This window comes from Acinetobacter sp. LipI_23, from assembly GCF_058243045.1.
Window position 1 is genome coordinate 2,817,363 of the sequence record NZ_JBZAYJ010000001.1, and the last position, 14,959, is coordinate 2,832,321.

Annotated in this window: 12 protein-coding genes, 2 tRNA genes, 3 rRNA genes and 1 pseudogene; 9 read left to right on the forward strand and 9 right to left on the reverse strand. The window is 43.1% G+C overall.

The genetic code is table 11. The features are described 5' to 3' along the window. Positions 1-20: 20 nt before the first annotated feature. From AC4CVD_RS13850 to pdxA, 3 genes are read right to left on the reverse strand one after another with little or no spacing between them, the layout of a single operon-like run. Positions 21-869, reverse strand: coding sequence for a symmetrical bis(5'-nucleosyl)-tetraphosphatase (locus AC4CVD_RS13850; RefSeq protein ID WP_078389017.1), 849 nt, complete (start codon positions 867-869; stop codon positions 21-23). A 1-nt stretch (position 870) separates the two neighbouring features. Then, positions 871-1,683, reverse strand: coding sequence for a 16S rRNA (adenine(1518)-N(6)/adenine(1519)-N(6))-dimethyltransferase RsmA (gene rsmA / locus AC4CVD_RS13855; protein WP_490753323.1), 813 nt, complete (start codon positions 1,681-1,683; stop codon positions 871-873). Between the two features lie 32 nt (positions 1,684-1,715). Continuing rightward, positions 1,716-2,684 (reverse strand): 4-hydroxythreonine-4-phosphate dehydrogenase PdxA, encoded by a 969-nt coding sequence (gene pdxA, locus AC4CVD_RS13860; protein WP_201706740.1) that lies wholly within the window; start codon positions 2,682-2,684, stop codon positions 1,716-1,718. Positions 2,685-3,174: 490 nt separating this feature from the next. Between pdxA and rplM the strand changes: the two genes are divergently transcribed. Then, positions 3,175-3,603 (forward strand): 50S ribosomal protein L13, encoded by a 429-nt coding sequence (gene rplM / locus AC4CVD_RS13865; protein ID WP_004695096.1) that lies wholly within the window; start codon positions 3,175-3,177, stop codon positions 3,601-3,603. 12 nt (positions 3,604-3,615) lie between these two features. Beyond that, entirely contained in the window at positions 3,616-4,002 is a 387-nt protein-coding gene (gene rpsI / locus AC4CVD_RS13870) for a 30S ribosomal protein S9 (RefSeq protein WP_004695095.1), read from the forward strand. A gap of 126 nt (positions 4,003-4,128) precedes the next feature. Here rpsI and AC4CVD_RS13875 read toward each other — a convergent pair whose 3' ends face one another. Continuing rightward, positions 4,129-4,410 (reverse strand): hypothetical protein, encoded by a 282-nt coding sequence (locus AC4CVD_RS13875; protein ID WP_155115823.1) that lies wholly within the window; start codon positions 4,408-4,410, stop codon positions 4,129-4,131. Positions 4,411-4,581: 171 nt separating this feature from the next. On the opposite strand from AC4CVD_RS13875, the gene AC4CVD_RS13880 reads away from it, so the two are divergent. The 7 genes and pseudogenes from AC4CVD_RS13880 (at position 4,582) to AC4CVD_RS13910 (ending at position 9,134) form a co-directional block, all read left to right on the forward strand. Next, entirely contained in the window at positions 4,582-5,235 is a 654-nt protein-coding gene (locus tag AC4CVD_RS13880) for a glutathione S-transferase N-terminal domain-containing protein (protein ID WP_004695093.1), read from the forward strand. Positions 5,236-5,243: 8 nt separating this feature from the next. Beyond that, the gene (locus AC4CVD_RS13885) at positions 5,244-5,675 is read left to right on the forward strand and encodes a ClpXP protease specificity-enhancing factor (RefSeq protein WP_125281751.1); all 432 of its coding nucleotides are present in this window, start codon (positions 5,244-5,246) and stop codon (positions 5,673-5,675) included. 17 nt (positions 5,676-5,692) lie between these two features. Next, positions 5,693-6,352, forward strand: coding sequence for a hypothetical protein (locus AC4CVD_RS13890; RefSeq protein WP_078389015.1), 660 nt, complete (start codon positions 5,693-5,695; stop codon positions 6,350-6,352). Positions 6,353-6,746: 394 nt separating this feature from the next. Further along, a complete protein-coding gene (locus AC4CVD_RS13895; RefSeq protein ID WP_004695079.1) occupies positions 6,747-7,106 on the forward strand; it encodes a hypothetical protein in 360 nt (119 codons plus the stop codon). An 82-nt stretch (positions 7,107-7,188) separates the two neighbouring features. Beyond that, positions 7,189-8,109, forward strand: coding sequence for a hypothetical protein (locus tag AC4CVD_RS13900; protein WP_490753324.1), 921 nt, complete (start codon positions 7,189-7,191; stop codon positions 8,107-8,109). 53 nt (positions 8,110-8,162) lie between these two features. After that, entirely contained in the window at positions 8,163-8,708 is a 546-nt protein-coding gene (locus tag AC4CVD_RS13905) for a GTP-binding protein (protein WP_490753325.1), read from the forward strand. An 18-nt stretch (positions 8,709-8,726) separates the two neighbouring features. Then, positions 8,727-9,134: pseudogene (locus AC4CVD_RS13910) on the forward strand (roadblock/LC7 domain-containing protein). Positions 9,135-9,302: 168 nt separating this feature from the next. Here the strand turns inward: AC4CVD_RS13910 and rrf are convergent. The 5 genes from rrf to AC4CVD_RS13935 all read right to left on the reverse strand — a co-directional run bounded on the left by rrf (position 9,303) and on the right by AC4CVD_RS13935 (position 14,725). Further along, positions 9,303-9,417 (reverse strand): 5S ribosomal RNA (gene rrf, locus AC4CVD_RS13915). A gap of 175 nt (positions 9,418-9,592) precedes the next feature. Next, positions 9,593-12,486, reverse strand: a 23S ribosomal RNA gene (locus AC4CVD_RS13920). 419 nt (positions 12,487-12,905) lie between these two features. After that, positions 12,906-12,981, reverse strand: a tRNA-Ala gene (locus tag AC4CVD_RS13925). 68 nt (positions 12,982-13,049) lie between these two features. Continuing rightward, positions 13,050-13,126: transfer RNA gene (locus AC4CVD_RS13930), tRNA-Ile, on the reverse strand. Between the two features lie 61 nt (positions 13,127-13,187). After that, positions 13,188-14,725 (reverse strand): 16S ribosomal RNA (locus tag AC4CVD_RS13935). Together the 16S, 23S and 5S rRNA genes with 2 tRNA genes alongside form the textbook arrangement of a ribosomal RNA operon. Between the last annotated feature and the right edge of the window lie 234 nt (positions 14,726-14,959).

A 14,959-nucleotide genomic window follows, 5' to 3' on the forward strand; every position in this document is an offset into this window, starting at 1 on the left:
TGGCTTTTTTAATGCATGTGCTATTGAACTGGATTATCAACGGCAAATAAAGTCTCATCTTCTAGACGGTAAGCCATTAATTGATGCCCCCAAACACAACCGCCATCTACATTTTGAATCGAGTCTGAAATGGTTTTACCTTGTAAAGCGGCCCAGTGACCAAACACAACTTTATGGGTTTGTGCCGCTTGTGAAGCGAATTCAAACCATGGTTTGAACCCTTCTGGCATTGGGTCACTGAGTGAGTCTTTAAAACTAAACTCCAAACGCCCAGCACTATCGGTTAAACGCATACGAGTCAAATAATTTACGATACAACGTAAACGCGCATGCCCCGTCAGTTCATCAGACCATAAGGTGGGCTCTTTGCCATACATTTCTTTTAAAAAGGCGTCGACAACATCAAAATCATCCGCTGCAATGACCGCCTCAACTTCTGCGGCTAAAGCAGCAGTTTGTTCTGCTGTCCAATTGGTTGGAATGCCCGCATGCGTCAGAACCGTGGTTGCGTTTGGAAACACACACAAGGGTTGTTTACGTAGCCAATCAATCAAATCATCACTATCAATCGCATCAATCACATCACGAATGTTATCTTTGTCTTTAATTGCTTTAATGCCACGTGCAGCCGCCAGCAAAGTTAAATCATGATTGCCTAAAACTGTTGCAGCCGCATTACGCTCTACTAATTTTTTAATAAAGCGTAAAGCACCCAATGAGTTTTCACCACGGGCAACCAAATCCCCTGCAAACCAAATAAAATCTTGGTCAGGATCAAACTGAATGGTCTTTAGCAAGGCTTTTAGTGCTTCAAAACAACCCTGCACATCACCAATGACATAATTGTATCGAATCTCTGCGCCTGCCACCTTAAGCCACCATTTGATCTGCTAATGCCACAAATTGAGCCAGTGTTAAAGTCTCTGGACGCGCCATCGGATCAACACCCGCTTGCTCAAAACCATCTTCAGCCAACATGCCTTTTAAGCTATTACGCAAAGTTTTACGGCGCTGAGTAAAGACATGCGAGACCAAACGTGCTAAGGCTTTTTCATTTTTTGCCACAATCGGCTTAACCGCATACGGCTCTAGACGAAACACCGCAGAAGTCACTTTTGGTGGCGGGTTAAATGAACCCGGTGGTACTTCAAACAAGAACGTAGGTTTGCAGAAATACTGAATCATCACCGACAAACGACCATATTCTTTGCTATTTGGAGAAGCCGTAATACGGTCAACCACTTCTTTTTGTAGCATAAAATGCATGTCTTTAACTTTGTCACCAAACTCCAAGAGATGAAACAAAAGTGGCGTCGAAATGTTATACGGCAAATTCCCCACAACACGTAAAGGACGACCATCTTCAAATAAATTAGTGAAGTCGTATTTGAGTGCATCGGTTTCAATAATGGTTAAACGTTCAGGATGTGGCACACGCCCCGGCAAACCGGTCGCCAAATCACGGTCTAATTCGACCACCGTGAGTGCGTCACACTCTCCAATCAACGGTGATGTTAATGCTGCCAAACCCGGGCCGATTTCCACAATGTTATCACCTGAACGTGGTGCAACTGAACGTACAATCTTGGCAATCACACGTTGGTCATGTAAGAAGTTTTGCCCAAAACGCTTCCGCGTATGGTGCCCTTCATCTTTAGGGTTTAAGGCATTAATTTGATACATAAAATTTTCCAACGTGAGTTAATCACTGAACATTAGTGACGAGCTAATTCTAACGCTAAATCAACAGCGACCTGTAAGCTTGAGCTTTTCGCAAGACCTGTGCCTGCGAGGGAGAGAGCTGTGCCATGATCGACTGAGGTACGAATAAACGGTAAGCCCAAAGTAATATTAATGGCTTCACCAAACCCTTGCGATTTTAACACAGGTAAGCCCTGATCGTGATACATCGCCAAAACAGCATCGGCATCTTTTAAGTTTTCTGGGGTGAATAAGGTATCGGCAGGTAGGCTCAGACTCATATTTATGCCTTGAGCACGGTAGCTTTCCAGCACAGGGTTAATCACCTCAATTTCTTCCATACCCAAATAACCATCCTCCCCTGCATGTGGGTTTAAGCCACACACTAAAATGTGGGGATGCTCTTTTTTAAATTTGCTTTTTAAGTCCTGAATTAAAATACCAATCACTTGATGCAGTCGTTCTTTGGTAATCGCATCGGGTACAGCTCTTAATGGCAAATGTGTAGTAGCCAGCGCGACACGCAAGGTCTTGGTTGCGAGCATCATCACCACACGTTCAACCCCAGCAAACTCTTGGTAGTATTCGGTATGTCCACTAAAGTGAATCCCAGCATCATTGATAACTGACTTTTGTACAGGTGCAGTTGCAACACCTACACTTTTACCGGACATAGCATAATCGGCCGAACGTCGTAGCTGCTCTAAGACATAAGGCGCATTTTCAGGATTGAGTTCACCCATTACAACAGCTTCGCTTAACGGTACATGCTCAACATAAAGTTGTCCCTGAGTTGATGATGCTTCTTGTCCTGAATATTCAATCAGTTCAATGTCCAACCCCAAACATGCTGCACTTGTACGTAGCAAGTTCATATCACCAAGGACCACGATCGGACGCTCATCTATACGAGCAGCAAGGCTTAAACAAATATCTGGACCAATCCCAGCAGGTTCACCACTGGTGACATATAAAGGCAGCATGATCAACTCAAGTAAAATGCGTTTGGACTATTATACAACGTCTCACCCAGTATCTCCGCATTCACCGTACTCAACTTGAACCTATTCTTTTATATTTAAATCCTCACTTATCCTGTTTTCACATTCCACCGACTTTCAAAGAAAAAATAAAGCCTCAAACATATAAAACATGACAAAGAAATTGCGAGTCGTAACTCCTGTATTATCCGTTATTTTAAAATGGTTGTATGGTGATGATCCCGCATTTCATTCAGTGAAGTCATAAAGTTCAATATCGCTGTTTCCTCATTTTTTAAAGTTTGAACTCTTTTGTCGTTTTTTAAAAAGAATAAACTTTGATCTCTTCCTTTATGTAGGGAAATACCTTAAAATACGGCTCTTGAAATTTTATATTTTCATTTGTGATTCTGAGCAACTTCGTTTAGAATCGCGTCTCCTTTTGTTTGGACAGATTCCATAGTCCAAACCAACTATAATAGGTAGTGGTTTAATGAAAACTCTCAGCGCTAAGCCTGCTGAAGTTCAACACGACTGGTACGTTGTTGATGCTTCTGGCAAAACTTTAGGTCGCCTTGCGACTGAAATCGCTCGTCGTCTACGTGGTAAGCACAAGACTTCTTATACTCCTCACGTTGACACTGGCGATTATATCGTTGTAATCAATGCTGAAGAAATTCAAGTGACTGGTAAAAAAGCACTTGATAAAAAATACTATCGCCACACTGGCTTCCCTGGTGGTATCCGTGAGACTAACTTTGAAAAGTTAATCGCTCACAAACCTGAAGCAGTTTTAGAAAAAGCTGTTAAAGGTATGTTACCAAAAGGTCCTCTTGGTTATGCAATGATCAAGAAAATGAAAGTGTATGCAGGTACAGAGCATCCACATGCTGCTCAACAGCCACAAGTTTTGGACATCTAAGGGATACAGCACATGGCTACTAATTATGGTACAGGTCGCCGTAAGACCGCAACTGCACGTGTTTTCTTGTCAGCTGGTACAGGCAAGCTCGTAATTAACAACCGTACTCTTGAGCAATACTTCGGTCGTGAAACTGCTCGTATGGTTGTTCGTCAACCTTTAGAGCTTCTTGAAGTTACTGAAAAGTATGACCTTTACATCACTGTTGCTGGTGGTGGTATCGGTGGTCAAGCTGGCGCTATCCGTCACGGTATTACTCGTGCGTTGATCGCTTCTGACGAAACACTTAAACCTGCTCTTCGTCAAGCTGGTTTCGTTACTCGTGATGCTCGTGAAGTTGAACGTAAGAAACTTGGTTTACGTAAAGCTCGTAAACGTCCTCAATTCTCTAAACGTTAATTCGTTTACCGAATCGGACAAAAAAGCCTTGGTTTATCCAAGGCTTTTTTTATGCGTCATTTTCAAGTTTTAAGCCTATGCTTTCTTCATTATTCGTACTACATGCCTCTAGTTACATATTCCAGCTTATTTTGAAAATTGATGATCTTTGGGAAGTGGTGCATTACACGGCTCGTCGGTTTTCTCATCGACCATTTTCACAGGCCCATCATTATAAACAGTGACCTTACAGCCTTTTACTCTATATTCTTGCTGAATGCCGCCATACATCTCATCCTCAGATACAGAAGTAGCGACATCACAGGCTTCATCGGCAATACAAGCTGCATATTCAGCAGTCTGCTGCGCTACATCTACGTGTTCGGCTGCATCTTGAATTTGAGCATAACTACTTGAGATAGAAGTCATTAATATAATAACTGCGATCGATTGGGTGATTCTGAGCCTAAGCAGCATGGTTCTATCCTTATTTTTGATTTCTTCCAAGTTGTTCGATTGTATAAGCATATTAAAGTTAAGATGATTTTATTGGCTATTTTTAGTATTCTAACCGATTCACTTCACCTAGTTTCTTGAAATATGTCTGTCGAAACTACTCCGCTTCAAGGAATTACGCTGTATAGCCATGCAGATGATTTTCGCTCCCATTGGATTCGTTATGTACTTGCAGAGAAGCAAATCAAATACCATTTGGTTTTAAGTGATGCCGATGATGAAGATCTCGCCAGCTTAAACCCTTATAATCAGCTGCCGATGTTGATTGAAAATGATTTAAAACTATTTAATGCCAATATCATCTCCGAGTATTTAGACGATCGTTATCGTCAAAACAAGCTCTATGCCGACGCGCCTATGCCTCGTGCGGAACAGCGTCAGTATATTTGGCGCTTTGAACAAGATTGGTTAAAGCTTGCTGATATGATGCTGCGCCATCCAGATACACTTGATGAACAAGCAAAACTCAAAGCACAAAAAAAACTGAAAGACACACTCATTTCCTTAACACCATTGTTCCAGCATTTCCCCTATTTCATGTCGGAAAGCTTTAGTATTTTAGATTGCATGCTTGCGCCTATCTTTTTACGCTTAAACAGCATGGGCGTGCATTTACCCAAACAACAATGCCGTCCAATCTACTTATATTGCCAACGTATTTTTAGTCGTCCTGCATTTTTAAAGTCTTTAACTTTGCAGGAGAAAAACCATTATCAATCTGAATTTAAACAGCCGTAGAGAACATTATGTCTGATCAAGAATTAAACCTTACGCCGACTCGTCCATATTTAGCTCGCGCCATTTATGAATGGATTTGTGATAACCAACTAACACCGCATTTATTAGTCGATGCAACCCAACCAAATACCCTCGTTCCTGAACAGTTTATTCAAGATGGGCAGATTGTCTTAAACATCGTCCCTCATGCCGTACATGCGCTACATATGAGCAACGATGCGATTACCTTCTCAGCACGTTTTGGTGGCGTATCTCGTGATATTTATGTCCCACTTAATGCCGTGATTGGCATTTATGCCCGTGAAAATGGGCAAGGCTTGTTCTTCGATCCAAGCGAGTATGACAATCATACCCAAAGTGACCAAAATGCTTTAAAATCAGACAATGAAGAAAAAACTGAACCCGCTAAGAAAAAACCAAGTTTAAGGTTATTAGATTAATAAAATGGAGTAATTATATGGCTTTTGATTTAGTACAATATTTTGCAGAGCAGATTAAAATTCAAAAGCCTGAGCTTCTGAGTCAATATTCAGATGAGGAGCGACTTCAATATCTTTCTGAGGCCAATACCCTCTCCCTTGGAAAGCTCATCACTTTGATGCGTCAAGATGGCACCAAGCTCTATCAAGAGATTCAAACTCAAGATCATCTCTATATTCAAGAACTTGCAAGGCATCTCACCACGTCTCCGCAAAATGAATCACAGTTAGCGAAGGCAGACTTAGAACATAGCTTGACTACAATGTTGGGTCTTCAGTTTGCTGAACTCAAACAACTTGATGTCACGGGAAACTTTGGCGAACATGGAATACGTGAGCTGCTTGTCGGTCAAATCGAGCACCTCTCTGGTCTGGCTGATGACTGGATTTGGACAACAAGTGAGCTAACAGAACTGATTGGCTCTAAACCAAAGCCTGAAGAAGAGCTATCATTAGAAGAGACGATGAAGGAGTTTAATCAAATGGTAAATCAACACGCAACAGACCACTCAGATCAGCTACACACACAGGTAGCAGAGCAAAATCCAACGCCAACATGGGCAAAACTGATTGAGCCTGCTGTGGCTATCGTGATTTTATGGGGACTTTATTGCGCAGCAAGTCAAATGTTTGTCTAATCTCCAAGGGATGCACTCATTTTGCGCATCCCTTTATTTTTTAATGAAAAATAATTATATATTTCATCTTTAAAAAGCAAAAAAATCGATTTCTTTTTTGCTTTTATTTGTCCATACGGTAAAAGTTACATTTTGTTACAATAGCAAATAAATTAAACACTTTTTCAAATAACAATAAACTTTTTCACACTCCTCTCTAAAATCCGCAAACCTAATCACAAAATCTCTAGCAAAAACTGACTAAAAGCCTCGGGTTTAATTGTACATTTATTCATCTTTTTTTGTTACATTTATTTATATTGATAATTTTTTCACACCGTCCATATAGTTAAATCGAATTGTGAAACAACAAGTTAAAAGGATTTTAAAACTCATAAAATTGAAGAGAAAAACTATGGCTAAAGTGTCATTGGAAGCATTAGCAAATATCGATGGATTCTATGCAGCAGCATTGGTCGATGGGGAAAGCGGTTTAGCCCTAGCAACTCAAGGCGGTGGAAGCATCGATTTAGAACTCGCGGCGGCAGGTAATACTGAAGTCGTTCGCTCAAAACGACGTGTTGCACAAGCATTAAACTTAAATGACTCAATTGAAGATATTTTAATTACACTGGGTAAGCAGTATCACCTTATTCGTCCTTTAGAAGGCAATGACAAAATTTTCTTATATCTTGTCCTTGAACGCTCTAAAGCAAATCTTGCCATGGCTCGCCATGAACTCAAAGGATATGAAAAAGGCCTAGATTTTTCTTAATTTGAATTGCCCCTTTCTCATCCTTTTGGGAAAGGGGTTGTATGCGTTGTCCTCTTCAACCTAATTAAATTAAAGAAACACTATGAATAAGCAATATATTAATATTGCGATTACCGGCCTGAGTTCAAACCATTCTGACGAACTTAAAACACAGCTACGTAATCTCATTCCTCAAGAGTATAAAATTAACTGGAGCTCCGCTGCTGACCCAACTATTGATTGTTTATTTATCCATGAAAGTTTTTATGAAACCGAAGGGATCCAAAAGATCATTCGAAGTCGTCAGTTCCCATGGCTAAAAATTTCTAAGCAAACCCATAACGAAAACCGACTCCACGAAAATACACTTTCTTTACCAATTACGCATATTGAAAGCTTCTCGAATTGGATTATTCAACATCTACTACATCCCTCTTTTGACAATCAACAAATCCTTCCTATCGAAACTCAGAATAAAAAAACACCCTACAAATTAGAATATTTCAGCAAAATGCTGGATACAGAACGTAACTCGAAGCTACATCTTTTTGATACTTTGGGCACCATTGCCATTATTGATATTCAGAAAAATATCGCTTGGCTCAATACAGAACGAGAACAAGCCTTTACAGATTCTGGTTTTGATTATGACATTGCCAGCACCAGTAACTTCATGAAAGTCTCACGTAAGCAACCCCATATACTTAGCGACTGGTTATGGCAGTTTTTTTGGGATTCATCCATATTTTTGAAAGAAATTGCACCTGAAGATGGCCATTTTAAGATCCATATGTGGCCTAAGCCAGCAAGCAATGTGGACAGGAAAACCATTTTTCAACTTTCCAGCTGCTTTATTCAAGGTGGTAAAGTTTCAAAAATTGCAACGCAGTTGAACCTCCCCATTGAAACTGTGCAGCGCTTTATTGCGGCCAATATTGCGACCCATAATCTCTCAAAAATAATATTTGGGATAAACATTTTAACCCACCAGAAATCCCTCAAGTTACAGAAGAAGCAGGATTAATTAAAAGCTTTTTTGGGAAACTAAGAAAAAAACTAAACATATAGGATAATAATATGATTTTACAACGCTTTAAAATTGTTTTTGCTGGTGGTATGGGCGCGGGTAAAACGGAAGCGATTCGATCACTCTCAGAGATTCTCGTACTGCAAACGGAGGCTTTCAATACAGATGCACAGCGTCATACCAAATTGGAAACCACTGTTGGTATTGATTATGGTGAAGTCACGCTTGATGAAAACCTGACCATCGGGCTATATGGCACACCTGGGCAAAGCCGCTTCGACTTTATTTGGTCTGCCATTACTAAAGGTGCTATTGGTGCTGTGATTTTGATTGACCATCATTCAGATAACCCTATTCAAGAATTAGAAAGTTATCTGGAAGCCTTTCAAAGCTTTACCGACAATATTGCGATCGGCATTACACATACCGATCTTCTTTCTGAGTCAACCAAATCAACCACTATCTATAAAGACTGGTTATTACAAAATGACCTTTTTTCTCCACTCTTCTTTATCGACGCAAGAAAGAAAGATGACGTTTTATTATTAGAAGCGCTTATTACCTCCATTGAAATCAACTCAAATATTGCCAATTAACCCTTAACGAGGTTCTATATGTTTACTTTAGCGCAAAGCCGCACAGCACCAAAAGAGTTAATTGATTTTGCAAAGAATGAGATCCAAGATGTTCTCATGAATGTTCGCAGTGTCAATTAGGTCATGCTGTGTAGCACAGATGGCTTCGAGTTAGCCCATGTTTATAAGAGAGATGGTTATAACAGTACTAAGCTTGCAGCAGTTAGTAGCTCGATTTTAGCTATGGTTGCGGCCTTTATGAATGAAATTCATCTCGAAGGTTGTCAATCAATTACTTTGGATGCAGACAATGGTAAAGCCATTTTAACCTCGATCCCTTCTTCAAATCATCCAATGATTATCGTAACCTTGACTGAAAAAGATGTACTCTTAGGACAGCTACTCTATACCCTAAAAAATGCCAGCAGTCGAATCATGCAATACTGATCCATCTGATAAAAATATAAACAAATTTAGTTTTTAATAGCAACTAAACCTATTAAATATTAACGGCTATTTTTAGCTAATATTCTTCTTGTCTCTCATTTATTATTTAATATATTCAGCATAAAAAATCCCCCTCTGCTTTAAGCGGAGGGGGATTTAGAATTAATGAGCTGGCGATGACTTACTCTCACATGGATAACTCCACACTACCATCAGCGCTAAGAGGTTTCACTTCTGAGTTCGGGAAGGGATCAGGTGGTTCACTCTTGCTATTGTCGCCAGCACAACTGTTTATGACTATTCGTTGGGTCTAACCTCAGAGCAGTGCTCTTCGTGCCTAACTTTCATCAAATGAGTTATTAACAGGTATATTTGAGTTGGATATTTTATCTAGCTTTATAACTAAATCAAGTTGTTTGCAGTGATTTGAACCACAACACCAACTGTTTGGGTGTTGTATAGTCAAGCCTCACGAGCAATTAGTATTGGTCAGCTTCACATATCACTATGCTTCCACATCCAACCTATCAACGTCGTAGTCTTCAACGGCTCTTTAGAGGACATAAAGTCCTAGGGAAATCTTATCTTGAGGTAGGCTTCCCGCTTAGATGCTTTCAGCGGTTATCCCTTCCGAACATAGCTACCCGGCGATGCGACTGGCGTCACAACCGGTACACCAGAGGTTCGTCCACTCTGGTCCTCTCGTACTAGGAGCAGATCCTCTCAAATTTCCAACGCCCACGGTAGATAGGGACCGAACTGTCTCACGACGTTCTAAACCCAGCTCGCGTACCTCTTTAAATGGCGAACAGCCATACCCTTGGGACCTGCTTCAGCCCCAGGATGAGATGAGCCGACATCGAGGTGCCAAACACCGCCGTCGATATGAACTCTTGGGCGGTATCAGCCTGTTATCCCCAGAGTACCTTTTATCCGTTGAGCGATGGCCCTTCCATACAGAACCACCGGATCACTAAGACCTACTTTCGTACCTGCTCGACTTGTGGGTCTCGCAGTTAAGCGCGCTTTTGCCTTTATACTCTACGCGTGATTTCCGACCACGCTGAGCGCACCTTCGTACTCCTCCGTTACTCTTTAGGAGGAGACCGCCCCAGTCAAACTACCCACCAGACATGGTCCTCGTCCCGGATAACGGGACAGAGTTAGAACCTCAATATTACCAGGGTGGTATTTCAAGATTGGCTCCACCGAAACTAGCGTCTCGGTTTCAAAGCCTCCCACCTATCCTACACAAGTAAGATCAAAGTTCAATGTCAAGCTGCAGTAAAGGTTCACGGGGTCTTTCCGTCTAGCCGCGGGTACACCGCATCTTCACGGCGAATTCGATTTCACTGAGTCTCTGCTGGAGACAGCGCCCCCATCATTATGCCATTCGTGCAGGTCGGAACTTACCCGACAAGGAATTTCGCTACCTTAGGACCGTTATAGTTACGGCCGCCGTTTACTGGGGCTTCGATCAAGAGCTTCGCTTACGCTAACCCCATCAATTAACCTTCCAGCACCGGGCAGGCATCACACCCTATACGTCCACTTTCGTGTTTGCAGAGTGCTATGTTTTTAATAAACAGTTGCAGGGGCCTGGTTTCTGTGGCTGCCAATAGCTCAAGGAGTAAATCCTATCACCGTCGGCAGCGTACCTTCTCCCGAAGTTACGGTACCATTTTGCCTAGTTCCTTCAGCAGAGTTCTCTCAAGCGCTTTGGTCTACTCGACCTGACCACCTGTGTCGGTTTCGGGTACGATTCCTATGTAACTGAAGCTTAGAGACTTTTCCTGGAAGCATGGTATCAGCCACTTCACTGTACAAGTACAGCTTGCTATCAGTTCTCAGCATACAGTACCCCGGATTTGCCTAAGATACATGCCTACAACCTTCCACCTGGACAACCAACGCCAGGCTGACTTAACCTTCTCCGTCCTCTCATCGCATTACATAGAAGTATTGGAATATTAACCAATTTCCCATCGACTACGCCTCTCGGCCTCGCCTTAGGGGTCGACTCACCCAGCCCCGATTAACGTTGGACTGGAACCCTTGGTCTTTCAGCGTGCGAGTTTTTCACTCGCATTGTCGTTACTCACGTCAGCATTCGCACTTCTGATACCTCCAGCATACTTCTCAATACACCTTCATCGGCTTACAGAACGCTCCCCTACCACTTGCAATAAATTGCAAATCCGCAGCTTCGGCATATAGTTTTAGCCCCGTTACATCTTCCGCGCAGGCCGACTCGACTAGTGAGCTATTACGCTTTCTTTAAAGGGTGGCTGCTTCTAAGCCAACCTCCTAGCTGTCTATGCCTTCCCACATCGTTTCCCACTTAACTATAATTTTGGGGCCTTAGCTGGCGGTCTGGATTGTTTTCCTCTTGACTACGGACGTTAGCACCCGCAGTCTGTCTCCCGGATAGTACTCATTGGTATTCGGAGTTTGCATCGGTTTGGTAAGTCGGGATGACCCCCTAGCCGAAACAGTGCTCTACCCCCAATGGTATTCGTCCGAGGCGCTACCTAAATAGCTTTCGGGGAGAACCAGCTATCACCGAGTTTGATTAGCCTTTCACCCCTATCCACAAGTCATCCCCTGGCTTTTCAACGACAGTGGGTTCGGTCCTCCAGTTAGTGTTACCCAACCTTCAACCTGCTCATGGATAGATCACCCGGTTTCGGGTCTACACCCAGCAACTAAACGCCCTATTAAGACTCGATTTCTCTACGGCTCCCCTATGCGGTTAACCTTGCTACTGAATGTAAGTCGCTGACCCATTATACAAAAGGTACGCAGTCACCGAACATGTCGGCTCCCACTGCTTGTATGCATGCGGTTTCAGGATCTATTTCACTCCCCTCACAGGGGTTCTTTTCGCCTTTCCCTCACGGTACTGGTTCACTATCGGTCAGTCAGGAGTATTTAGCCTTGGAGGATGGTCCCCCCATATTCAGACAAGGTTTCACGTGCCCCGCCCTACTCGACATCATCATATCAGCCCTTTCGTGTACAGGACTATCACCCACTATGGTTGCACTTCCCAGAGCATTCCACTAAAACTGATATGACTTAATGGGCTTTTCCCCGTTCGCTCGCCGCTACTGAGGGAATCTCAATTGATTTCTTTTCCTAAGGGTACTGAGATGTTTCACTTCCCCTCGTTCGCCTCGTATGACTATGTATTCATCATACGATACCTGCCTTATGACAGGTGGGTTTCCCCATTCAGAAATCTCCGGATCACAGGATATTTGCCGCCTCCCCGGAGCTTATCGCAGGCTATTACGTCTTTCATCGCCTCTGACTGCCAAGGCATCCACCACATGCACTTAATTACTTGACTATACAACCCCAAACAGTCGTTAATCCCTACAAGTAGGATTAAGACAGTCTATGATGATTTCTCATCACTTCCTTACAGTTTGTTGTTCTGTGTACTTAAACACTGTACAGCTTCAATTCAATTCACATACCAAAACGCTTGATTCAGTTAATTTCGCTAGTAACTCATTTCTTCAATCTTCATCAATCAGTAATAAATCACTGTTAATGTCGATCTTAAAAACGAGTATGAACAAATTATTTCAACTCAAATATATTCTGTTAATGATTTTTCCAGCCTTCGTCAGGTCAGGAAACTGTGATAAATCACAGAAGTTAATAAGCTTCAACTTACTAAATTCTATAATCCAACCTATCTGCGCGAAGCATAGCTTCTTGCTTAAATTTCAAGGAAAAGCATGCTTTTCTTATCTTGAAATTTGGTGGAGACTAGGAGAGTCGAACTCCTGACCTCCTGCGTGCAAAGCAGGCGCTCTACCAACTAAGCTAAGTCCCCAGCTTATCAATAAGTCAATGTCTCTGTTTTTCTGTATTCAGCATTTAACAATGCTTGTTAGTCAGATTTGGTGGGTCTGACAAGACTTGAACTTGTGACCCCACGCTTATCAAGCGTGTGCTCTAACCAACTGAGCTACAGACCCTCAGATACATCGTCATGAAGAACAACTTGTTGTGGATTCTTACCAATCGTCAATCTTTCGTTAAGGAGGTGATCCAGCCGCAGGTTCCCCTACGGCTACCTTGTTACGACTTCACCCCAGTCATCGGCCACACCGTGGTAAGCGTCCTCCTTGCGGTTAGACTACCTACTTCTGGTGCAACAAATTCCCATGGTGTGACGGGCGGTGTGTACAAGGCCCGGGAACGTATTCACCGCGGCATTCTGATCCGCGATTACTAGCGATTCCGACTTCATGGAGTCGAGTTGCAGACTCCAATCCGGACTACGATCGGCTTTTTGAGATTAGCATCCTATCGCTAGGTAGCAACCCTTTGTACCGACCATTGTAGCACGTGTGTAGCCCTGGTCGTAAGGGCCATGATGACTTGACGTCGTCCCCGCCTTCCTCCAGTTTGTCACTGGCAGTATCCTTAAAGTTCCCGGCTTAACCCGCTGGCAAATAAGGAAAAGGGTTGCGCTCGTTGCGGGACTTAACCCAACATCTCACGACACGAGCTGACGACAGCCATGCAGCACCTGTATGTAAGTTCCCGAAGGCACCAATCCATCTCTGGAAAGTTCTTACTATGTCAAGACCAGGTAAGGTTCTTCGCGTTGCATCGAATTAAACCACATGCTCCACCGCTTGTGCGGGCCCCCGTCAATTCATTTGAGTTTTAGTCTTGCGACCGTACTCCCCAGGCGGTCTACTTATCGCGTTAGCTGCGCCACTAAAGCCTCAAAGGCCCCAACGGCTAGTAGACATCGTTTACGGCATGGACTACCAGGGTATCTAATCCTGTTTGCTCCCCATGCTTTCGTACCTCAGCGTCAGTATTAGGCCAGATGGCTGCCTTCGCCATCGGTATTCCTCCAGATCTCTACGCATTTCACCGCTACACCTGGAATTCTACCATCCTCTCCCATACTCTAGCTTCCCAGTATCGAATGCAATTCCTAAGTTAAGCTCAGGGATTTCACATCCGACTTAAGAAGCCGCCTACGCACGCTTTACGCCCAGTAAATCCGATTAACGCTCGCACCCTCTGTATTACCGCGGCTGCTGGCACAGAGTTAGCCGGTGCTTATTCTGCGAGTAACGTCCACTATCCTAGAGTATTAATCTAAGTAGCCTCCTCCTCGCTTAAAGTGCTTTACAACCAAAAGGCCTTCTTCACACACGCGGCATGGCTGGATCAGGGTTCCCCCCATTGTCCAATATTCCCCACTGCTGCCTCCCGTAGGAGTCTGGGCCGTGTCTCAGTCCCAGTGTGGCGGATCATCCTCTCAGACCCGCTACAGATCGTCGCCTTGGTAGGCCTTTACCCCACCAACTAGCTAATCTGACTTAGGCTCATCTATTAGCGCAAGGTCCGAAGATCCCCTGCTTTCCCCCGTAGGGCGTATGCGGTATTAGCATTCCTTTCGGAATGTTGTCCCCCACTAATAGGCAGATTCCTAAGCATTACTCACCCGTCCGCCGCTAGGAAATGTAGCAAGCTACCCTTCCCCGCTCGACTTGCATGTGTTAAGCCTGCCGCCAGCGTTCAATCTGAGCCATGATCAAACTCTTCAGTTAAAAATCATTAGTAGCTTATGGCTACAAATCTTGGCTCATCAATTTTCTGACAAATATTTCTCAAATAAACTTCGAGTAATTTTTACCATTCAATCAATGAAATATTTTCGATCGATCAATCAGTAAAAATCCACACAAGTTGTTCTTCATAATCTCTTAATGATCTTCTTGCTGATTCGTCATCAGCAAGCTAGGTCGGCTATACTACTCTCTTTCAAGAAGAAGTCAACTGGT